Annotated in this window: 12 protein-coding genes and 9 pseudogenes; 12 read left to right on the forward strand and 9 right to left on the reverse strand. The window is 60.7% G+C overall.

Features of this window, described 5'->3' with window-relative positions:
• The 3 genes and pseudogenes from tnpC to ABIF91_RS09325 form a co-directional block, all read left to right on the forward strand.
• Nucleotides 1–917, forward strand: a 917-nt coding sequence (gene tnpC, locus ABIF91_RS09315; RefSeq protein WP_424579102.1) for an IS66 family transposase, incomplete at its 5' end; no start/stop codon positions are given.
• Nucleotides 914–1,564 (forward strand): UPF0149 family protein, encoded by a 651-nt coding sequence (locus tag ABIF91_RS09320; protein WP_063712394.1) that lies wholly within the window; start codon nucleotides 914–916, stop codon nucleotides 1,562–1,564. The genes tnpC and ABIF91_RS09320, both read left to right, overlap by 4 nt.
• Before the next feature lie 110 nt (nucleotides 1,565–1,674).
• Nucleotides 1,675–1,881: pseudogene (locus tag ABIF91_RS09325) on the forward strand (IS256 family transposase); the annotation flags it as partial.
• A gap of 481 nt (nucleotides 1,882–2,362) precedes the next feature.
• On the opposite strand, the gene ABIF91_RS09330 reads toward ABIF91_RS09325, so the two are convergent.
• Both ABIF91_RS09330 and ABIF91_RS09335 read right to left on the reverse strand, forming a co-directional pair.
• Complete coding sequence (locus tag ABIF91_RS09330; protein ID WP_256461606.1) at nucleotides 2,363–2,485, reverse strand: hypothetical protein; 123 nt, start codon at nucleotides 2,483–2,485, stop codon at nucleotides 2,363–2,365.
• A gap of 91 nt (nucleotides 2,486–2,576) precedes the next feature.
• The gene (locus ABIF91_RS09335) at nucleotides 2,577–3,314 is read right to left on the reverse strand and encodes a glycoside hydrolase family 12 protein (RefSeq protein WP_014497847.1); all 738 of its coding nucleotides are present in this window, start codon (nucleotides 3,312–3,314) and stop codon (nucleotides 2,577–2,579) included.
• A 293-nt stretch (nucleotides 3,315–3,607) separates the two neighbouring features.
• Between ABIF91_RS09335 and ABIF91_RS09340 the strand changes: the two are divergent.
• Nucleotides 3,608–3,937 (forward strand): annotated as a pseudogene (locus ABIF91_RS09340) (IS256 family transposase); the annotation flags it as partial.
• A gap of 34 nt (nucleotides 3,938–3,971) precedes the next feature.
• Here ABIF91_RS09340 and ABIF91_RS09345 read toward each other — a convergent pair.
• The 3 genes and pseudogenes from ABIF91_RS09345 to ABIF91_RS09355 form a co-directional block, all read right to left on the reverse strand.
• Nucleotides 3,972–4,139, reverse strand: a pseudogene (locus ABIF91_RS09345) (IS110 family transposase); the annotation flags it as partial.
• A complete protein-coding gene (locus ABIF91_RS09350) occupies nucleotides 4,079–4,270 on the reverse strand; it encodes a hypothetical protein (protein WP_014497849.1) in 192 nt (63 codons plus the stop codon). The pseudogene ABIF91_RS09345 and the gene ABIF91_RS09350, both read right to left, overlap by 61 nt.
• 17 nt (nucleotides 4,271–4,287) lie before the next feature.
• A pseudogene (locus ABIF91_RS09355) lies at nucleotides 4,288–5,136 on the reverse strand (LPS-assembly protein LptD); the annotation flags it as partial.
• A 93-nt stretch (nucleotides 5,137–5,229) separates the two neighbouring features.
• Here ABIF91_RS09355 and ABIF91_RS09360 point away from each other — a divergent pair.
• Nucleotides 5,230–6,498: an IS256 family transposase gene (locus tag ABIF91_RS09360; protein WP_424578651.1), complete on the forward strand. Its 1,269-nt coding sequence runs from the start codon at nucleotides 5,230–5,232 to the stop codon at nucleotides 6,496–6,498.
• Nucleotides 6,499–6,518: 20 nt separating this feature from the next.
• Here the strand turns inward: ABIF91_RS09360 and ABIF91_RS09365 are convergent.
• Nucleotides 6,519–8,087, reverse strand: a pseudogene (locus ABIF91_RS09365) (LPS-assembly protein LptD); the annotation flags it as partial.
• Between the two features lie 482 nt (nucleotides 8,088–8,569).
• On the opposite strand from ABIF91_RS09365, the gene ABIF91_RS09370 reads away from it, so the two are divergent.
• A protein-coding gene (locus ABIF91_RS09370) for an IS3-like element ISRj2 family transposase (protein ID WP_424579111.1) occupies nucleotides 8,570–9,699 on the forward strand; the annotation gives its coding sequence in 2 pieces (ribosomal slippage) (nucleotides 8,570–8,822 and nucleotides 8,822–9,699; 1,131 coding nt in all).
• Nucleotides 9,700–10,868: 1,169 nt separating this feature from the next.
• A pseudogene (locus ABIF91_RS09375) lies at nucleotides 10,869–12,116 on the forward strand (IS1380-like element ISBdi2 family transposase); the annotation flags it as partial.
• Nucleotides 12,117–12,262: 146 nt separating this feature from the next.
• On the opposite strand, the pseudogene ABIF91_RS09380 reads toward ABIF91_RS09375, so the two are convergent.
• Nucleotides 12,263–12,661 (reverse strand): annotated as a pseudogene (locus ABIF91_RS09380) (transposase); the annotation flags it as partial.
• 96 nt (nucleotides 12,662–12,757) lie between these two features.
• Between ABIF91_RS09380 and ABIF91_RS09385 the strand changes: the two are divergent.
• On the forward strand, nucleotides 12,758–14,026 hold the full coding sequence (locus ABIF91_RS09385; RefSeq protein ID WP_424578651.1) for an IS256 family transposase: 1,269 nt from the start codon (nucleotides 12,758–12,760) through the stop codon (nucleotides 14,024–14,026).
• A gap of 30 nt (nucleotides 14,027–14,056) precedes the next feature.
• Here ABIF91_RS09385 and ABIF91_RS09390 read toward each other — a convergent pair.
• Nucleotides 14,057–14,796: pseudogene (locus tag ABIF91_RS09390) on the reverse strand (IS3-like element ISRj2 family transposase); the annotation flags it as partial.
• 1,399 nt (nucleotides 14,797–16,195) lie between these two features.
• On the opposite strand from ABIF91_RS09390, the gene istA reads away from it, so the two are divergent.
• Complete coding sequence (gene istA, locus ABIF91_RS09395; RefSeq protein ID WP_100214066.1) at nucleotides 16,196–17,953, forward strand: IS21-like element IS1631 family transposase; 1,758 nt, start codon at nucleotides 16,196–16,198, stop codon at nucleotides 17,951–17,953.
• 4 nt (nucleotides 17,954–17,957) lie between these two features.
• Nucleotides 17,958–18,725 (forward strand): IS21-like element IS1631 family helper ATPase IstB, encoded by a 768-nt coding sequence (gene istB / locus ABIF91_RS09400; RefSeq protein ID WP_038952109.1) that lies wholly within the window; start codon nucleotides 17,958–17,960, stop codon nucleotides 18,723–18,725.
• 743 nt (nucleotides 18,726–19,468) lie between these two features.
• On the opposite strand, the gene ABIF91_RS09405 is transcribed toward istB, so the two are convergent.
• On the reverse strand, nucleotides 19,469–19,729 hold the full coding sequence (locus ABIF91_RS09405) for a hypothetical protein (protein WP_424579103.1): 261 nt from the start codon (nucleotides 19,727–19,729) through the stop codon (nucleotides 19,469–19,471).
• A 246-nt stretch (nucleotides 19,730–19,975) separates the two neighbouring features.
• On the opposite strand from ABIF91_RS09405, the pseudogene ABIF91_RS09410 reads away from it, so the two are divergent.
• Nucleotides 19,976–20,800 (forward strand): annotated as a pseudogene (locus tag ABIF91_RS09410) (IS6 family transposase).
• A gap of 253 nt (nucleotides 20,801–21,053) precedes the next feature.
• Nucleotides 21,054–21,641 (forward strand): GNAT family N-acetyltransferase, encoded by a 588-nt coding sequence (locus ABIF91_RS09415; protein ID WP_063629895.1) that lies wholly within the window; start codon nucleotides 21,054–21,056, stop codon nucleotides 21,639–21,641.
• The last annotated feature ends 96 nt before the right edge of the window (nucleotides 21,642–21,737 follow it).

Here is a 21,737-nt window from a genome sequence, read left to right on the forward strand (position 1 = left end):
GGAGCGCGGCGTGGCTGGTCAGGGGCCTCTACGATCTGCAACTGAAGACTATGCACGGCTTCGAGCGGCTGTTCTGCGACGAGACGCCGATGCCAGTGCTCGATCCGGGACGCGGCCGCACGAGGATCTGCCAGTTCTGGGCGCACGCGACGGACGATCGGGCGTGGAAGGGGCCGGCGCCGCCGGCGGTCGCCTACGTGTTCGCAGGTGGTCGCGGCAAAAAGGAGATCGTGGCGCAGTTAGCCGGCTTCGAAGGCGTGCTGCAAGTCGACGGCTATGCCGCCTACGCCTCGCTGGCGGGCGATGCGATGATGTCGGGCCAGATCCAGCTGGCGTATTGTCTCGTTCACGCGCGCCGCAACTTCGTGAGGGTGCACAAGACGACGAACTCACCCTTCGCCGCGGAGGTCATCGAGCGCATTGCGGCCGTCTACGCGATCGAGGAGAGGATCCGCGGTCTCGATGCTGGGGAACGCCGCGCGACGCGACAGGCCGAGACGAAGCCGCTGATGGAGGCGTTGAGGGCCCGTCTGATCGCGGTGAAGGACGGGATCTCCCGCCGCTCGACGCTCATCAAGGCGATCGACTACATGCTCGAACGCTGGCAGGGCCTGACGACGTTCCTGGATGACGGGCGGCTCGAGCCGGACACCAACACGGTCGAACGATCGATCAGGCCAATTGCGATCGGAAAAAAGAACTCGTTGTTCAGTGGTGACGAAGGCGGGGGCGAGACCTGGGCGATACTCGCTTCGCTTCTTAACACAGCGAAATTGAATGGCCTCGACCCCGAGGCGTATCTCGTCGACGTTCTCGATCGCATGGTGAGCGGCGCCACGAAGACCAACCAGCTTCACGAACTTCTGGCCTGGAACTGGAAGGCCGCACGCGAAGCCGAAAAGCGGGCCGTGGCATGACGAAGCCGAAGCAAGGGCGGGGAACGCGAAAAGCACGCAAGACGACGATGGCGGACTATGCCATGTCGTTCGAACGGCTCGGGCAATGGATCAGCAAGCGCGCCAGGTCGCCGACGCTTCGGCATCCGCGGGCGACGTCGCTCTCCATGCTCGATGGCGCGGTGGCCGCGGTCGTCGCCGGGCCGGTCTCGATGGCGTCCGAGGAATGGGTGTGCCCGCTCCTCGGCGTAGATCCCGACGCCTTCAATCACGACACCGAGGAGTTCTCGGCAATCGCCGCCACGCTGATGCGCCACAACGCTATCAGCGAGACGCTGTCGACGAGACCGGAGAGCTTCGAGCCGCTGTTCGTGCGATCACCGGACGGCGAAGTCGACCCGCAGCCCTGGTGCATGGGCTTCTACGCCGTCATGAAGCTTCGGCTTCTCGTCTGGTCGCGGCTTCTCCCCCCGAATGGAACCGAACACCTTATGCTGCGGCCGATCTTGGTCCATTGCATCGACGACGCCGGTCGACCCTTGCTACCCCCGGCCCGGCGCACGCTGGGAACGCAGCCCATCATCCAAAACGCCTGGCGCAACATTCCAGCAACCGTCGAGGCCCTCCGGCAGTTCTGGATGCCTATACGCTTCAAGCGCGGTGCGTAGGCCGTCCGCACCAAGTCCGTGGCTCCGTGGGCCTCTCGTACCGTTTACGATCAAACGGAGCGGCCCTTTTCCAACCTGGCCTCTCGTCCCAAAACCGGTGTCCATTTCAGGGCACCATTCGCCGGGTCACGCGCAACGTCAAACGCCGGCGGGATGCCGGTATGACCTTGCGATGGGTCGCGGCCGGCATGATCGAGGCCAACAAGGGTTTCCGATGATTGAAGGCGCATAAGAAATCGTCGGTTCTGCGTGCGGCCCTTCAAGCTCACCACGATCGCATGACGATCAAGCCCGTTGCCCACGTCACGAGCGCGGCGCTCAACAGCGATCGGGACATCTCCCGCTACCTTCGCTCACGAAAGGCCGCGCAGCGGGCATTGATCGTTCTCACCCAACTCGGCGAGGTGCGGAATGGCCCGTTTCAAGAACAGTGCCGAAAGTTCGGTGGTGATGCGAAAATCCAAAATTGCGTATTTCGCTCGCTATTTCTTTGAGCTTGTGAAAAACGGGCGCACTGCAAGGTAGGAGCAGCGGCACAGCTTTCGTCCGTTAGAATTGCTGGTCGTCCCACGACATGTTTCTCTCCTCGGGGGATTGCGAACGAAGATCGAGGGCGACTAGGCGAAGAGTCCACTTCTCGACGTCGCCCCCGCAACAAACCACCCAGCCCCCGACGGGCTGCCCACGCAGCGTGAGCATTGTGCGAATCGATTTTCGTCCGGTGCGATCAGCTCCACATGTTTGCTAGGGAGCTGTCGCATTGCCTGGCCGAAAATGTTCCTGAACTGAGTTGTTGCCTCACGTAATTTTCTCTCCACCGCTGGTAGCGCCAGATCCGTCACCTTTGATTGTTCTCGCAGCGGCTCCAAGGCGATCTTTGCCTTCAGCGCTGCTTCGATTTTCCGTCTCGTTCTTCTTCATGGTCTCCGTTTATCAAAACAAAACGGCATCCGCACCATCTGAGCCGCCGGTCCAAAATCCGAGGCCACTTCACCTCACCGACCGTGGGTACTCACCTCGATGTCAGGGTCCAATTATTGAAGTTGAAGTTCATCCCACCTGGAGAGGAGGTGATCTCAACGCCGTATTGGACGTTGCCGACGTTTATCTCCCCAAAGTACCCTTTAGACTTGATCCACTGCAGGACACTCTTGATATCCACCGTCCCACTGTTGGTCTTCGAAGTGCGCAGGAATGAGATGACCTTATGGTGATTTTCTCCTTGAAACACGTTCCAAGTCGCTCCGCCTACATCGACATTTGTGTAGATCGGTATCGCCGCCCCGGAAGAAGCGTACTTGTAAGAAATGGGCTTGACGTTGCCGCCACCATCGGGATTGCCGGTGTAATTCGTCCAGAGCATTATCTCATACTGATTTGAGCTATCCCAGATATCGTAGGCGACGTCCCAGGCGCCGCTAGTCGGAACTTCCTGATTGAAGTTCGAGATCAGAGTGTTGATCGAACTGAGCGGTTTGCCGACATTGAAACCCTCGTGGGGATAGCTCTTGATGCCACCAGTATCAGGCTGGTTCGACCACACCCCCCACTGGTTGACAGCACTCACCGAGATAGTCTGGGGTCCTGCGCCCCTGCCCCATACGTCGTTGTTCCAACTGTAGCCATCGATTGAAAAGCTCCCGTATTGAGCGCTCGAACTCCATATCGGAGCTTTTGCCGATATTGGCACAAGCGCAACACTGGCCGCACTCAGGGCCGCAAACACCTTTAGCTTTGACACGCTCGCCATTCTCAATCTCCAACCTGACCTTTGCCCGCTCGCCCCTCGCAAGAGTTGGGCCATTATGCGCAGAGCCAGACGTGCTATTTTTCTCGCGCTCCGGGTTGCGTTCCCGACAGGCTGGCGGATTTCAGACAGGGTCCCGCCGCAGGATTGGTTGGAATTGAAAGCGGCGTAGTCTCTGAGGTGATCAACCTCGAATCATCCGCCGTTTGGAGCGCCGGATCGGAGACCATGCCATGACCAGCAATGTCACAAAGATGCATTTCCCCGCCGTGTGAAAGAGAGACGGCTCCGCAGCTTTTCGAAATTGGTTCGATCCGGTTGAAACGGCGGTGCGGAAACCAACGCGGGAACTCATTAGAGGAATTGCTCCGCAGCGAGCTCGATGCGGCCCTTGCGCGGCCGCGCTACGGACGCGGCATGAAGGCCGGCCATGAGGGAACGCCCCGTTACGGGCATCGACACGGCAGCCAGCCGCGGTCGCTGACCGGTAGCTTCGGGTCGATTAAAATCGCGGTCCCGCGTGCGCGGCTTGACACCCGCGATGGGGGACGACCGAATGGAAGAGCCAATTGCTGCGGGCTTGCAAGGATCGCCTCAGCCCTGCCGAAGTAGACATCGACAGGAGTGAGGTTGTCGATGCTCTCATGATAGCGGACGTGATTGCAGTGTTCGACGAACCGGGACGAAGCGCATGGTATTGCGCGCGACAGCTTCGCTGATCGCCTCTGCGTCGGCAGCATCAGTCTTCCCGCGCTTGACGAATGGCTTCACATATTGAGGTAGCAGCAGTTTGACGTCATGACCCAAAGCCGCGATCTCGCGCGCCCAAAACCGACATGGCTGAAGTGGAACAGTTCTGCGCGTTCGTCGAACTCGAGCTTTCCCAGCACAGCCGTGACCGCCTGCCCGCTATTGCGCGCCTCGGTCGTGGTGGTGACGTCCCCCGACGTGACCCGCATGCGCCGCTATCCGTGCCTCAGAAGCCGATTGCGATCGTCCCGAATGTTCGTAGAACTATACTTAGCATGTAGGTCTCATTCAAGACGGGGGGCACGCCGCCTACCGTATAATTGTAGGATTTCAGATAGTTCAATCCCAGCACCAAGCAATCGTCGACATAGCCGGCACCGACCACATACTGGTTGATCTCGTTGGCCTCGAGGTCCCAGCGCGCCGAGCCCGTGACCACCCAGTTGGTCGCGACCTTCAGCGAGCCGGTGGTGAGGATGCCTTCGCGGCGGGTCAGATAGCCGAGCTCCGGCTGTGCCGCGTAGTTGCCGTACATCACGCTGATCGACCAGCGATCGAAGTTGGCGCGGCCTTCGGCCTCGAAACGCTGGACGTTCCAGGTCTGCTCGTCCATGCGGGAGCGGACGCTGAAGGTGTAGGTGCGGTTGGGCGAGTAGTCGATACTCGCCACGTAGTCGGAGCGGGGCTTGTCGAGACCGGAATCGAGGCCCGTGTTGATGGAGTCCCGGACCGCGTAGGAGTTCATGCCGAACAGCTGGTAGGACTGGCCGAACAGCACCTTGGCCGCGCCGCCCTTGTCGAACTGCGTGGTGGCCTGCACGCCGACATTGGCGCGGCCGCCGCCCTCGACGCGGTCGTAACCGGAGAACTTGTCGACGCTGAACAGGTTCGACGTTTCGAATACAAAACTCTGCGCATCCTCGTTGGGAAACTTGCCGGCATAAGTCTCGTTCGGGCGGATGATGATCTGCGCGATCGGCTCGACGGTGGTCGAGCCCCAGGGCTGAACGTTGATGAAGGGGTAGCGGTATTCGAGGCCGACCGTCGGCATCAGGCGGAATGCCTGGGTGTCGGAGCTATGCGGGAAACTGGGTGATGACGGAATGAGATAGGCGGCGTATCGAGGCGGGTGTCGAGCCTGCCAGAACCTCAAGGAGAGCGATACGCCATGAACGAGCATAGCAACATTGTCCCACTGCGTCAGCCCGATGAGATCGACGATCCACTGACGAATATTTTGCGATCTGGAGCTCGGCAGCTGCTTGCGCAGGCTGTCGAGATGGAAGCCGAGGCGTTTCTCGCCGCGATGAAGGGCTTGAAGCTTCCCGATGGCCGCGACCGCCTCGTGCGACACGGCCATGGTCCAGTGCGGACGATCCAGACGGGGATCGGCGCCGTCGAAGTCGCCCGGGTAAAGATTCGCGATCGCGCGGTGACCAGCGATGGCGAGCGGATCCGCTTCACCTCGGCGATCCTGCCGTTGTGGGCACGGCGCACGAAGAGCTTGGATGCACTTTTGCCGGTTCTGTACCTGCGAGGCATCTCGACGGGCGACTTCCAGGAGGCGCTGGCGGCGCTCTTGGGCAAGGATGCGCCGAATCTTTCTCCGGCGGTGGTTTCCAGACTGACGACGGAGTGGCAGCTCGAGTACGAGCGTTGGCAGAAGCGCGATCTGTCGGCGCGCCGGTACGTATACGTGTGGGCGGACGGCGTCTTCCTGCAGGCTCGCATGGAAGACCACAGCGAATGCATGCTGGTGCTGATCGGCGCGACGCCGGAAGGCAAGAAGGAACTCATCGGCTTCCAGGTCGGCGTGCGCGAGAGCACGCAGAGCTGGCACGAACTGCTCGTCGAGGCGAAAACCCGAGGGCTGAAGATCGCCCCGGAAATCGCCGTCGGTGACGGCGCGCTCGGCTTCTGGAAGGCGCTCGACGAGGTCTTTCCCGCCACGCGACATCAGCGGTGCTGGGTGCACAAAACCGCGAATATCTTGAACAAAGTCGCAGTGTCGGTACAGGCCAGCATGAAGAAGGATCTGCGCGAGGTCTATTTGGCGTCCAACCGAGCTTCGGCCGAAGTGGCGATCGATGTCTTTGCCGAGAAATACGGAGCGAAGTACGACAAGGCGGTCGAGTGCCTGACGAAAGATCGCGACGCAATGCTTGCGTTCTACGAATTCCCCGCCGAGCATTGGGACCACTTGCGGACGACGAATCCCATCGAAAGCGTGTTCGCGACGGTCCGGCACAGAACGGTGCGCACGAAAGGTTCGTTATCGTCAACGACTGCCAAGTTGATGGTGTTCAAGCTGCTCTGCGCCGCATCAAAGACCTGGCGGCGGCTGAAAGGCACAAATCAGTTGCCGAAGGTCGTCGCAGGTGTCAGATTCGAAAACGGCATCGAGGTCATCCAAGTGCCGGAAAACCACGCCGCCTGATCGCCTCGTCACCCAAAATCCCGCATAGCTCGGGTGTCGCCGACCGGTAGGTAGTTCGACACGCCCGGCTGGTTCGAGACCGAGGAGTTGATTGCATCGGCGCGCAGGCCGGCGAACGGCGTCCAGATCTGGCCGAGCGGGTCGGTGAAGGATTTGCGCCACTGCGCTTCCGCCGACAGGCGGGTATAGGTGCCGGGGAAGCCGCGCAGCAGGCACTGCGATGGCGTGCGCGCGAGCGGATCGGCCGACGCCGTCGTGCACAGGCTGTTGGTGTTGGCGAGCGTGGTGATCGGATCGAACACGGCGCTGTCACGCGACAGGTTGACGGAGTTGGTCTTGTAGCTGAACTCGCCGCCGAACACCGGATAGTTGAGCACGTTCGAGTAGTCGATCACGGGGTAGACGATCGGGACCTTGTCCTGGTTGCCCGAGAAGCTCCGCCAGTACATCGTGCGTGCGTCGAAGAAGCTGCGATTGCCGGCGCCGGTCAGATAGAGCTGCGAGACCGCGTCGGTCGGCAGGTTCAGGAACGAACCGAGCGGGTCACGGTACTGCGACAGGCGGTAGTCCGAGAAGAAATAGTAGTCGGACATCACGACGCCGTCCCAACCCCAGACCCATTTGTCGTTCAGCGCGAACTGACCCTTGGTCTCGACGGCGCCGCGCCACTGGCGGTCGCCGGGCTGCCCGGCGAAGGCGCCGCGATCGAGCTGGTCGATGCCGTAAGCACGGATCTGGTAGGCGCCGCCCATCAGGCGCTGGCGGAACTCCGCCTGTAACAGCACGCCCTGCCTGGAGGTGATGCGCGGGTTGAAGGTCACGTCCATATCGGGCGCGATCGCCCAGTAGAACGGGACCTCCACGCCGTAGCCGTAGCCCGTGTTCGAGGTGAAGCCCGGCATCAGGAAGCCGGACTTGCGCTTCACGGTCGGGTCGGGCGTCGAGAAGTAGGGCATGTAAGCGAGCGGCACGCCGAAGAACTCGAGCTGCGCCGTCTCGAAGTACAGCATCTTCTCCTGCTGGTCGTGGATGATGCGGGCACCCTTGACCTGCCAGAGCGGTGGCTTCTTCGGATCGTCCTTGCACGGAGCGCAGGCCGTGTAGACGCCGTTCTCGAACACGGTGTAGTTGCCGCTGGAACGGTCGGCGCGCGTTGCGGCCATCCGTGTCCGGTCGGCGCGCGTTGCGGCCATCCGTGTCCGGTCGGCGGTATCGACCCGGAGCGAACCGACGAATCCGTCGCGATAGTCGTCGGACAGATCGATCGTCTCGGCATAGGTGATCTTGCCCTCGGCATCCGTCATGCGGATGTTGCCTTCGGCATGGAGCCGCTTGGTCTTCTGGTCGTAGGCGACCTTGTTAGCCTCGACGCTGGTGCCGTTGTAGAACAGCTGGACGTTACCGACCGCCGAGATCCGCGAATTATTGTAGTCGTAGACGACCTCGGTCGCCTGAACCAGCATCTGGTTGTCGTTGGCGGCCTTCGGCGGCTTCGGACGCGGCGGCTGCGTATTGTAGGAGACGTTCTGCGCCGATGCCTTTACGACGGGGCCGAAACCAGTCGCGATGACAACGGCTATGGCAAGCAAGCAGTCGCAGACTAGCGACGTAAAGAGCCACGGATCGTGCCCTGGCGCAACCGCAGTCAGTTTGTGACGATGCGCAGCCACAGCCACTAACCTTTCCGTCGGGTCAGCAAGGCCAACAATCTGATGAAGCGGCCAACGCAGACTGGCGGCCAGACCGAAGTCTCCAGTTGCATGAACTCACACTTACTTGACGTCCTGATACAACTAGCCACAACAGCGAGCAGGAAAATGGTGAACACGTTACCTTAAATTCTCGGCATCGAGCCGTAGCACTGGCTCCAGCCCTCTTGCGGTTGCGCAGAAACCCTCGGCAATCGACGCGAACCGCTACGCTGAAATCTCTTCAAGTCGGCCTCGCTTCGGCCCAGGGAATTCGTGCTGAAAGAGCTGGCCCAGAGCTGGCCCCGCAAATTCGGACAGTAGCTTGAGTGGATTTTCTGCCTGACAGCGGCGAGGATTCTTGCTGCGAATCAGGAGCGAAGATGACGAAGAAGAGCCGCCGGACGCATTCTCCGGCATTCAAGGCGAAGGTTGCTTTGGCTGCGGTCAAAGGCGACAAGACACTGGCGGAGCTGGCGCAACTGTTTGATGTTCATCCGAACCAGATCACGATCTGGAAAAACCAGCTCCTGGAAGGCGCCGCCGGCGTGTTTGGGCATGACAAGACATCGGCCGAGACGCCGGTCGATTTGAAGGCGTTACATGCCAAGATCGGCGAGCTGGCGTTGGAAAACGATTTTTTGTCCGGCGCGCTCACCAAGGCGGGCCTGCTGAGCGCAAAGCGATGATCGACCGCGATCATGATCTTTCTATCGTGCGCCAGGCGAAGGTCCTGAAGCTGGCTCGCAGCACGGTCTACTATGAACCTCGGCCAGTTTCGGCCGAGGACCTTGCCTTGATGCGTCGGCTCGATGAGCTGCATCTCGATTATCCCTTCGCGGGAGCGCGTATGCTGCGATCGTTGCTGCGGCGGGAGGGCGTATACGCCGGTCGCCGCCACATCGCGACGCTGATGAAGCGCATGGGGATCGAGGCGGTCTATCGTCGCCCGAACACGAGCAAGCCGGCTCCGGGTCACAAGATCTACCCGTACCTGTTGCGCGGATTGAAGATCGAGCGGCCCGACCATGCGTGGGCAATGGACATCACCTACATTCCGATGCGGCGTGGCTTCGTCTATCTCGCGGCGGTCGTCGATATGTTCAGCCGACGGGTCCTGGCCCATCGCGTCTCGATCACAATGGAGGCGGCCTTCTGCGTCGAAGCGGTCCAGGAGGCGTTGGCGAAGCACGGCAGGCCCGAGATTTTCAACACGGATCAGGGCAGCCAGTTCACCAGCCTCGAGTTCACCGATGTGCTGCTGGACGCGAAGATCGCCATCAGCATGGACGGCAAGGGCGCCTGGCGCGACAACGTGTTTGTCGAGCGGCTCTGGCGCACGGTCAAATACGAAGAAGTATATCTCCGCGCCTACGACAGCGTGTCCGAGGCGCGAGCGTCAATTGCCAAGTATCTGGCCTTCTACAATCAGGGACGCCCTCACTCGAGCCTTGACGGGCGCACGCCCGACGAGGCTTACTTCGGCACGCAAGCTATGGTGATGGCCGCATGACCGTCGCCGACGGTTTTGTCGTCGCTCTGGTCGGGCTACGCCCTCCCGACGCAACGACAAAACCGTAAAGCCCCGCGTTCAGCATAACCCGGCAGGAATCCACTTAAATCCAGCGGGGCGCTGTCCAAACAACCGGGGCCAGCTCTCTGTCGGTCCGCCGACCATGCCACTTGGTTCGCGTGGGTCGTTCCGATATCTGTCAGCTGCGACCTACTCCGAAGGATGCTGATCTGTTGTTGTTGCGGCGAATATGCCAGCTGCTTGCTAATCGGCCGTTTCACGCCCCCCGGCGCATGACGGCCATTATGCGGGCCGGGAGCCATGCGGTGAAGCGCGAGCGGGTGAAACCGTTGATGTGCAGAATGGGAAGGCTCAGGCCGAAGCCGCGAATAACGCAACCGTCGGGGCCAGAGGCCAATGTTGTGTTCTGCTCCGCCGTTTGCGGATTGGTGCCAGAGGATCAGACACAGCTTCACTGCTGGCCCAAAGTCGGCCGAGCCGGCGCTCCCCTCGTATGGGCTGGTTGTCACTGAAAAGATGGAGGGCTTGGCATTCCGACTGAAAATTATCAACAAGTAGGATGGAAGAAACAATCAGCATCCCGGCACAATCACTCCGATAGCCGGAGCGTTTTGCCATGGCTCCGCGGTTGCTCACCACCAGCAAAAGCAAGGCCGCAAGCACGCTCACGAAGTACAAAAACACCAGCCTAGCCCGTCTTATTCGCGAGAGGGCGCCTGAGAGGCTGGCGAGCGTGGTGTAAAGCGCTGATGCGGCGTAGGATTCGGTTGCGAAGCCACCCCATCACCTTCAACCGCGAACGCCACGCCCGCCATGACCGATGATACGATTTCAGACCACTATCGAGAAGCAAGAATTCAACACAAATAAAACCTCTGCCTCGCGCTCGATCTCTTCATGCTTGATAGTCTCGTTTCGGAGGCTGAGCACCTACCGCGTCTAATAGGCCGCTCGCGCCGGTTTCTTTGGACGCGGCACGACCGCGACTCCACGTTTCGGCACAGAAATGATCGGGAGTCACTCAATCTTTCTTCAACTTAACCCGTCTTATTCGTAAGAGTGCGCCTGAGGGGTAAAGCGCTGATGCGGCGTAGGATTCGGTTGCGAAGCCAACCCCATCACCTCCAACCGCGAACGCCACGCCCGCCATGACCGACGATACGATTCCGCCCTTCTCGTTTCCAGCCGTTCACGCCAAGAAAGTCACAGCTGCCTTCGATGGTGGGCGCCTAACCTCGAACGGGGGCGTGATGCTTCTGGCGATGGCCGAGCGGCGTCTCGGTTTGGCCAACAATCTGGCCCGGGTGTTCCCGGATCGGCGCGATCCGACGCGGGTCGTGCACAGCCTGGTCGATATGTTCCGCGCTCGCATGTTCGCGATCTGCTGCGGCTACGAGGACGCCGACGACCTCGATCATCTGAGGTCCGATCCGGCATTCAAACTGGCCTGCGGTCGCCTACCGGACACGGGCCGGGATTTGTGTTCCCAGCCGACGCTGTCGCGGCTGGAGAATGCTCCGCGCCTGCGCGACGTGATCCGGCTGACCTACACTTTGGTCGACGCATGGATGGATAGCTACCCGCGCGAGCCGGCATCCGTCACGCTCGACATCGATGATACCTGCGACGTCGTCCACGGCCATCAGCAGCTCTCGCTGTTCAACGCTCATTATGACGAACGCTGCTTCCTGCCGATCCACGTCTACGACACGGAGAAGAGCCGGCCCGTGGCCGTCGTGCTGCGGCCCGGCAAGACGCCGGGCGGCGTCGAGGTGCGTGCCCATCTGCGCCGCCTGGTACGGCATATCCGGACGCGATGGCACAACACGCAAATTACGTTCCGTGGCGACGGGCACTATGCCCGGCCGGAGGCAATGGCGTGGTGCGAGACCAACGGCATCGACTACATCTTCGGTCTGTCCGGCACCAAGCCTCTCGCCAGAAAAGTCGACGAGGTCGCCGACGACATCCGCACGCGACGCGCCATCGAGAACCTGCCGGTTCTGCGTGGCTATACCGAGACGCGCCACAAGGCAAAGTCCTGGGATCGCGAACGGCGCACCGTCGCCCGTATTGAGGCGACGATGCTCGGCCTCGACATCCGTTTCGTCGTCACCAGCCTCGATGTCGGCTCGGCCGAGTGGATCTACGACAGCCTGTATTGCGCGCGCGGCCAAGCCGAGAATCTGATCAAGCTGCATAAGACGCAGCTCGCCTCCGATCGCACCAGCTGCCGTTCGGCGCTCGCCAACCAGGTCCGTCTCGTGCTCCATACGGCCGCTTATTGGCTGATGCTGACCGTGCGCGACGCCATTCCCAAAGCCCGGGAATTGGCCGCTGCCGAGTTCGCGACGCTGCGTCTTCGGCTCTTGAAAATCGCCGCCCGTGTCGTCGAGAGAGCTGGCCCCGGTTGTTTGGACAGCGCCCCGCTGGATTTAAGTGGATTCCTGCCGGGTTATGCTGAACGCGGGGCTTTACGGTTTTGTCGTTGCGTCGGGAGGGCGTAGCCCGACCAGAGCGACGACAAAACCGTCGGCGACGGTCATGCGGCCATCACCATAGCTTGCGTGCCGAAGTAAGCCTCGTCGGGCGTGCGCCCGTCAAGGCTCGAGTGAGGGCGTCCCTGATTGTAGAAGGCCAGATACTTGGCAATTGACGCTCGCGCCTCGGACACGCTGTCGTAGGCGCGGAGATATACTTCTTCGTATTTGACCGTGCGCCAGAGCCGCTCGACAAACACGTTGTCGCGCCAGGCGCCCTTGCCGTCCATGCTGATGGCGATCTTCGCGTCCAGCAGCACATCGGTGAACTCGAGGCTGGTGAACTGGCTGCCCTGATCCGTGTTGAAAATCTCGGGCCTGCCGTGCTTCGCCAACGCCTCCTGGACCGCTTCGACGCAGAAGGCCGCCTCCATTGTGATCGAGACGCGATGGGCCAGGACCGAGCTATGCGGGAAACTGGGTGATGACGGAATGAGATAGGCGGCGTATCGAGGCGGGTGTCGAGCCTGCCAGAACCTCAAGGAGAGCGATACGCCATGAACGAGCATAGCAACATTGTCCCACTGCGTCAGCCCGATGAGATCGACGATCCACTGACGAATATTTTGCGATCTGGAGCTCGGCAGCTGCTTGCGCAGGCTGTCGAGATGGAAGCCGAGGCGTTTCTCGCCGCGATGAAGGGCTTGAAGCTTCCCGATGGCCGCGACCGCCTCGTGCGACACGGCCATGGTCCAGTGCGGACGATCCAGACGGGGATCGGCGCCGTCGAAGTCGCCCGGGTAAAGATTCGCGATCGCGCGGTGACCAGCGATGGCGAGCGGATCCGCTTCACCTCGGCGATCCTGCCGTTGTGGGCACGGCGCACGAAGAGCTTGGATGCACTTTTGCCGGTTCTGTACCTGCGAGGCATCTCGACGGGCGACTTCCAGGAGGCGCTGGCGGCGCTCTTGGGCAAGGATGCGCCGAATCTTTCTCCGGCGGTGGTTTCCAGACTGACGACGGAGTGGCAGCTCGAGTACGAGCGTTGGCAGAAGCGCGATCTGTCGGCGCGCCGGTACGTATACGTGTGGGCGGACGGCGTCTTCCTGCAGGCTCGCATGGAAGACCACAGCGAATGCATGCTGGTGCTGATCGGCGCGACGCCGGAAGGCAAGAAGGAACTCATCGGCTTCCAGGTCGGCGTGCGCGAGAGCACGCAGAGCTGGCACGAACTGCTCGTCGAGGCGAAAACCCGAGGGCTGAAGATCGCCCCGGAAATCGCCGTCGGTGACGGCGCGCTCGGCTTCTGGAAGGCGCTCGACGAGGTCTTTCCCGCCACGCGACATCAGCGGTGCTGGGTGCACAAAACCGCGAATATCTTGAACAAAGTCGCAGTGTCGGTACAGGCCAGCATGAAGAAGGACCTGCGCGAGGTCTATTTGGCGTCCAACCGAGCTTCGGCCGAAGTGGCGATCGATGTCTTTGCCGAGAAATACGGAGCGAAGTACGACAAGGCGGTCGAGTGCCTGACGAAAGATCGCGACGCAATGCTTGCGTTCTACGAATTCCCCGCCGAGCATTGGGACCACTTGCGGACGACGAATCCCATCGAAAGCGTGTTCGCGACGGTCCGGCACAGAACGGTGCGCACGAAAGGTTCGTTATCGTCAACGACTGCCAAGTTGATGGTGTTCAAGCTGCTCTGCGCCGCATCAAAGACCTGGCGGCGGCTGAAAGGCACAAATCAGTTGCCGAAGGTCGTCGCAGGTGTCAGATTCGAAAACGGCATCGAGGTCATCCAAGTGCCGGAAAACCACGCCGCCTGATCGCCTCGTCACCCAAAATCCCGCATAGCTCGCCAGGACCCGTCGGCTGAACACATCGACGACCGCCGCGAGATAGACGAAGCCACGCCGCATCGGAATGTAGGTGATGTCCATTGCCCACGCATGGTCGGGCCGCTCGATCTTCAATCCGCGCAACAGGTACGGGTAGATCTTGTGACCCGGAGCCGGCTTGCTCGTGTTCGGGCGACGATAGACCGCCTCGATCCCCATGCGCTTCATCAGCGTCGCGATGTGGCGGCGACCGGCGTATACGCCCTCCCGCCGCAGCAACGATCGCAGCATACGCGCTCCCGCGAAGGGATAATCGAGATGCAGCTCATCGAGCCGACGCATCAAGGCAAGGTCCTCGGCCGAAACTGGCCGAGGTTCATAGTAGACCGTGCTGCGAGCCAGCTTCAGGACCTTCGCCTGGCGCACGATAGAAAGATCATGATCGCGGTCGATCATCGCTTTGCGCTCAGCAGGCCCGCCTTGGTGAGCGCGCCGGACAAAAAATCGTTTTCCAACGCCAGCTCGCCGATCTTGGCATGTAACGCCTTCAAATCGACCGGCGTCTCGGCCGATGTCTTGTCATGCCCAAACACGCCGGCGGCGCCTTCCAGGAGCTGGTTTTTCCAGATCGTGATCTGGTTCGGATGAACATCAAACAGTTGCGCCAGCTCCGCCAGTGTCTTGTCGCCTTTGACCGCAGCCAAAGCAACCTTCGCCTTGAATGCCGGAGAATGCGTCCGGCGGCTCTTCTTCGTCATCTTCGCTCCTGATTCGCAGCAAGAATCCTCGCCGCTGTCAGGCAGAAAATCCACTCAAGCTACTGTCCGAATTTGCGGGGCCAGCTCTGAGACCACGAGCCGCATTCGCCTTGCGTTTGCCGCGGCATGTCCCGAAGCCGACCTGATCTGCGGCTTGCCCGGCGCGCTGCTGCCGCTCGGTCCTTGACCGGCGGGGCGTCCGCCCCCGTTCGCCCAACCCATCCCTCAAGCGCGTTGCAAAGTACCGGTCGTCAGGCGGCGAAAAGCCGAAGGCAATCCTGTGCGCCTCGTCAGACAAGATGTGCGGCCGCATCAATCGGGCCCAAAAGCCGCACTCTCACGAATAGGACGGGCTAGTGAACTCAATCGATACGGCCCTCATCAGAAGTTCCTTCACCCCGATGTTATGGGGCATCACGTGCTAACCGATGTCCGCCCTGCACTGAGCCCTGATGCCACATTCATGCCAAAGGCCCCTGCTGTTTGCGGACGCTTGTCACTTGCGTTCGCCAAACGACGTCCGGGTATAAACCCCTTGCTGAGCAGATCGACAATCTCGATGTCCTAAGAACAAATGGCCGTCGGCATCACGTCTGATAAGTCCGACCGCTGAGGGCGGAGACGCCAAGCCAACGCGACCTTATTGCTTGAAGCCTAGTTTCATGTTGCCTCAGAGTAAGCTGACGACCACGGCGCTCGTGGCGACACGCGAGATGGCAACCTTCAGCACCCCCCCTGTAAAAGCGATCCGAGATATTCGTCCGCGAGCCAAGCAAGGGACGTGTCGATGAAAATCGCAGCTGCTCTGCGTCTTCTACGAATGTTTGTAGCGTCGGAAGTCAGACATTGTTTCAGAGCTGACAATCGACTCTGTTAAAGTTCTGACAACACGCTGCGCAAGAAGGGGTGGCATCCCGGTCCATAGTCCATATATTGTCATCAGAACTTTAGCGATGATCAGAGCTACAGCTGTGATGCAACGGGCAGCGTGACCGTTTCCGTATATGGTAAGAACGACCGGAGCGCAGGGGACTGCGCTCCCATTTTCATGGGGCATCTTTTTCCAAGGCACCACGTCAGGAGTGTATTGTCGCTCTGTCAGTGGCGAGAACACTTCCGCTGGTTCTGGCGACAGCGACGTTCGTCGCCGGTGCGCTCGTATCCATAACCGACGCTACATTGAACGCGCGCCGAACCAGACGGCTGCAGACCGCAGCATTTCTCACCTGAGCGTAGGCACGGATCGCACAGCTGTCCCTGTGCTGCGTTCTATGGTGGCAAAGAAAGAAGGAGCAGACCGGTCGGTCAAAATCCCCCGGGTATGGTCACTTGAAACTCCCCCACCTGATGATCGCCGTCAGCGCCGCTGAACAGCAGTAGCCGGTCAGGCAGGACGTTTATGTTCGACCCCTTTAGCCAGCAAGGGGCCGGGGAGTTGAACGTCTTGAAGCGACATCTGCAAAGCACCGTACTTACATTACTTGATCGCAACACCAGCCAGCGCGAGATTCACCGGCTGACGGGTGTCGATCGCAAGACGATCCGGCGTTATCAGGCGCTGCGGGCCGGTGCGGAGGCAAATTCCCCCGGGGAAGTGACCACCGGCTCGGTGAGCGCGGACGGCCAAATTCCTCCACCCCGACCACCGGCTTTTGGGACATCGGAAGCGACGGTCACCAGCAGCCTGGCCCGTTCGGCTTGCGAAGCGCATCGGACGTGGATCGAAGAACAGGTCCGGCTGAAGCGGAACGCGCAGGCGATTTACCAGGACCTGGTTGATCAATTTGGCTTTCCGTCCAGCTACCAGAGTGTCAAGCGGTTTGTGCGCCGGTTGCGGCACGCTGATCCTGAGCAGTTTGATCGTCTTGAGTTCCTCCCCGGCGAGGAAGCTCAGGTCGACTATGGCGAGGGCGCGCCGACGGTTGATCCGAAGAGCGGGCGGTACCGTCGTCCCCGCCTGTTCGTGATGACGCTACGCTACTCGCGGCGCAGCTTCCGGCGGGTAGTCTGGAAGTCCAGCCAACAAGTCTGGGCGCAGCTCCACGAAGAGGCGTTCCGGTATTTTGGCGGGGTCCCCAGCTATGTCGTGCTCGACAACCTGAAGGAAGGCGTCCTCAAGCCGGATTTGTACGAGCCCCAGCTCAACCCGATTTACAGCGCGATGCTGGCTCATTACGCCGTGGTCGCCGATCCCGCGCGCGTGGCCGATCCAAATCGGAAAGGATGCGTCGAGAATGCGATTCAACATACCCAGGGCACTGCGCTGGCCGGACGGCGCTTCGAGACGCTGGAGGCGCAAAACGAGTTCTTGAGGCACTGGGAGGAGAACTGGGCTTCCAAACGCATCCACGGCAGCACGCGCCGTCAGGTCGAGGCGATGTTCCAGGAAGAGAAGCCGCACCTGCGGCCGCTGCCTGTCGCTCCCTTCCGCATCTTCACCGAAGTCGTCCGGACTGTCTGCGACGACACCACCGTACGCGTCGACAACAGCTATTACGCCGCGCGGCCCGCGCCGATCGGCAGCCAGGTCGTCGTGCGCATCTACACCACCACGATCGAGATCCGTGATCGCCACACCCGTGCGCTGCTGCGTGTTCATTCCCGGATGGCGCACCCCGGTTCTGTCGTCCTGCCGACCAGCGAACGGCCGTTCAACCCGTCGCGGCAAACCGCCGTGCTGCTGGCGAGCGCCGAGCGCATCGGACCGCAGACCAGGGCCTTGTGCCAGCAGGTGTTCGACACCGAAGGGCGCCCCGGACAGCGCGCGATGTGGGGCATTGTCGGGCTGGGCCGGAAGTATCCGGCGCGGCTGGTCGAGCAGGCCTGCGCGCACGCCATCGACAACCGCATCTACCGCTACAAGCACGTGCGTGCGACCGTCGAGCGGTTGTTCGAACAGGCGATCGAGCAGGTTGGAGTGACGCCACAGCCGGCATCGCCGCTCACCCAGGATCATCCGCTGATCCGTACCCCCGCGGAATACGGCGACCTCTTCAGCCGCGCTGTGCGGCGCGACGCCGACGACAATGGTCGGCAGGCCGAGGCTCACGACGATCACGCCACGGCAATCCGCGCTCGTGTCGCCTGCGCAACCCCGGCCAACTCCGGCGCCACGAGCGCTCCCGCTGCACCTTCTCACCTTAAACTGGAGACCTAGCCACATGATGACCATGCCGGAAATTGAGCGTTGCCTACGACAGCTGCGCCTGTCGGGTGTCCGCGACACGCTGCAGACGCGCGTGCTCCAGGCGCAGGGCGCCAACCAGCCCTTCCTCGAGACCTTCTCCCTTATCCTGCAGGATGAACTGGACCGTCGTCAGTCCCGTCTTATCGAGCGGCGATACCAGCAATCCGGGCTCGACGAAAAGCTGACGCTCGCCGAGTTCGACTGGTCCTTCAATCCCAAACTGCCACGTCAGACCTGCTTCCAGCTCCACACCCTGGCGTTCATTGCCGCTGGCGAGAACGCTCTGCTTGTTGGCAAACCTGGCACCGGGAAGTCGCACATCGCCAAGGCGATTGCCTATCAGGCGATCCTGCAAAGCCACAAGGTCCAGTATCTTGAGACCGACGACTTCTTCCACCGCTACGCCCTGAACTCTCCGGCACAACGCGAGGTCCGGCTGCGAACCATCATCGACTGCGATCTCCTCGTGCTGGACGATCTATTCCTCGCACGCGCCATCCCCGACGACGCCGGCACTTTGCTGCAGACCCTGATCCATCAGCGTTACAAACTGCGCCGCAGCGTCATCGTCACCTCCAATCGCGTCGTGCAGGATTGGGGGGCATACCTTGGGGACAACACTATGAGCACGACGATCCTCGATCGCCTTATGCATCATTGCCATCTGCTTGAGTTCGACGGACGCAGCTATCGGCTCAAAGAAGCCGCTGAAGCTCTTGCCCGGGAAACAAACTCAAACTAACAGTCCCTTGTCCTGCCTCGCGGGTGGAGGAATTTGACTGACCACACCCGGAGGAATTTGAAGTGACCCGCGGGGAGCAGACTGCAATCAATCCTACGACGAATACGGGACGCGACATTTCCCCTCCTCATTTAAGGACAGCGGCAGTCCATCTACCATCTGTGAAATCAATCGTCCGCTCGACCGCGAGCCCCCCGGCTCCCTTGTGCGGAGAGCTCGCTCTATTTTTCGACATCGGGTATTCGACAATACCTGACACTACCGGAGCGCCGTCGCTTCCGTCGCGCGGCACAAGGGCTCGATCCTGCACGCCGACTTTCCTATACGGTGCTATTGCAAAGTGGCGGCCGTGTCTCAGAGGTTCTGGCGCTCACAGCTGCTGCTGTTGAACTGAAAAGCGGAAGCGTAGCGCTTCTGACCCTCAAGCGTCGAAAGAGTGACGTGGTACGACAAATTTCCCTACCGCTGAAACCCGGCCGAGGCGCGAATGGAGTTTCCGGAGTTGGCTGAGGTGTGGGCCACGATCTTTCCTGCCGTAGAGAAGGCGGCGGAGGAAGCGGAGCGAAAGTTGCGCGATTTCGTCGCTCAAGTCGGGTAGTAGAAATTTGCGGCGCTCACGCGCCGCCGAATTTTCAGACCGGGATGCCGAGCTTCTTCGCCTTGTCGCCCAGATTGTCCTGAATTCCCGCGCCCGGGACATGCATCACGCCAATCGGCAGCTCGTTGAGCATCGATTTCCGTTGTCAGGGTTGCAACGGCGTCAGTCGATGCCTCCGCGTCAGCCCTTCCAGCGATCTCTCCAGGTCGTCCCGACGCATCAGGACGGCGGCGTCCGTATCATTTACGGTTCGGTCGAGCTCTTGAGTTCGTGTTCGTAGCGCTCTGGACACAGCCGGGTCGGTGGCAATCAGCGGGAACACCTGACCCTGCGACCGGGCGATATCCTGACAGGCCATATTGAAGGCCCCTTCGGCTAATGCGCGGCGATTCTTCGCGGCCTCCATTCCCGCGGCAGCTTCCTCGCAGCGAGCGCTCGCCGACTGGAACGCGCCAGCAGCAGCGGATTTCGCCTCCACGCCTTGGCGAGGGTCTCGTGGGCCGTTCGACGACCTTCGTTAATCCGGGTCCGGTGACTCGCGGTCGCCCCACCGTCAAGAAGTTCAGCTCAGGCGAACGCTTCTCTACCAGTCGACGTTGTTTGGGTTGGGCCGCGCTCTGCGTCGATTTGCGACCGTGAATGCTCAAACGAGATGGCCGCGACCGCGCCGTCCGGCTCCGTTGCAGCGTCATTTCGAGCTCACCAGCCCGCTCACGCAGTGCACCGTACTTTTGCGCAACCGCTGAAAGTCTGTCGGCGCAGCCCACCGGGGCGGCGTCAATATGCCGTTTGGTTGTAGTTCCCGTTTCCCTTAAGCTTGCGCATAGTCGAGGAAATGCTGGAGGCGCGTGGCACCGTTGACCTATGAAGCCGTGCGCCAGTGGGGACCGAAATTCGGCAAGGCGTTCTCCGATCGGTCCGCGAGCGCGCTCCCGCTCGCGGTGACAAATGGCATCTGGACGAGATCGTTATCTCGATCGCGGGCGAACAACATTAGCTCTGGCGCGCTGTCGACCAGAATGGCTTCGTTCTCGACGTCTTGATCCAGCGCGGAAGAGACTCGCGCGCTGCGCAGCGGCTCAGGAAGAAGCTCTTGAAATCCGCCGGCACGCCGCCGCGCGTGATGATCACGGACAAGCTTCGTTCGTACGGCGCTGCGAGGGCAAAGACGGGCCTTTGGGGCGAACATCGCCAGCACAAAGTTCTCAACAATCGGGCCGAGAATTCTCATCAGCCGACGCGACGACGCGAGCGGATCATGATGCGTTTCAACTCCTCCAGGCCCACCGATTTCTGTCAGTTCACGATCAGGTCTCGAACCTTTTCCACATCCCCTATCCCGGAGCCCTGACTGCCGACTTCCGTCGTGCTTGGCACGAGCGAGCCTTTGCGACTTGGCGCGAGATCTCCATGACAAGCGCTATCGCCGAATCTCGAACCTTTGAGAAGCGCCTCCTTCAGCTCAGCGGTCGGTTAAGTTGACGATGCCGTCGCTCGACATTCGGTATGGCACAGGGATTGCAGTGATGAAAACAAAAGCGCTCCGGAAGCTGAGCACGGCGAGCCGGTGCCGGGCTATGGATCTATTCTGAGTCGTTACGGAACATGACCATCAGCGGGCAGAACCCAGGTGCAGCCGGTCGATATCAGGAATCTGTTGATCGGCCACGTCTTCTTTATGTCGTGCCACGTAACTCTGACAGGTAGACAGAAAATTTGGAACCCACATTATGCCGGCGGAGTCGGATATCAAATGTGCGAATGCAAACATTCGAACAAGCACCGTCTGGACAATTGTGCTCGGCTTTGCCGCCGATCCATTGATGCGGTGGAGTTGGCCTGACGCAAGCCAATATCTTCGGAGCATGCCTCGGTTCGTTAACGCCTCTGGTGGACCAGCATTCGAGCATGGCACAGCATACGTCACGGAAGGGATCCGCGCCGCAGCCCTGTGGCTGCCGCCTGGCGTGCAGCAAGACGAGTCCGCGTTAGACGAAATAATGGCGCTGTCCCTGAACCCGGCGATCACCGAAGATATGGCGCTCCTGCGGCAGGAAATGGCCGAACATCATCCGTCCGAGCCGCATTGGTACCTGCCTCTCATCGCGGCCGATCCGAACTGGGTCGGACAAGGACTTGGCACATTGTTGATGAAATACGCTCTTCAACGATGCGATGAGCAGGGCATTACCGCCTATCTGGAAAGCTCGAATCCCGATCACATCCCCTTTTATCAAAGCCACGGCTTCGAGGTCATTGGCAAAATACAACATGGTTCTTCGCCGCCGCTCACGCCAATGTTGCGAGCAGCCAAATAAAGCGAAATTCAAAGCCTGTGTTCGCATTGGCTCACGAGGGCCACCTTTCAGCACTGCTTACGTGTTGTCTGCGGCGGCGCTGATTATTTCGCCAGC

Origin of the sequence: Bradyrhizobium sp. USDA 241 (assembly GCF_049739505.1) — a bacterium.
GTDB classification, from domain to species: domain Bacteria; phylum Pseudomonadota; class Alphaproteobacteria; order Rhizobiales; family Xanthobacteraceae; genus Bradyrhizobium; species Bradyrhizobium liaoningense.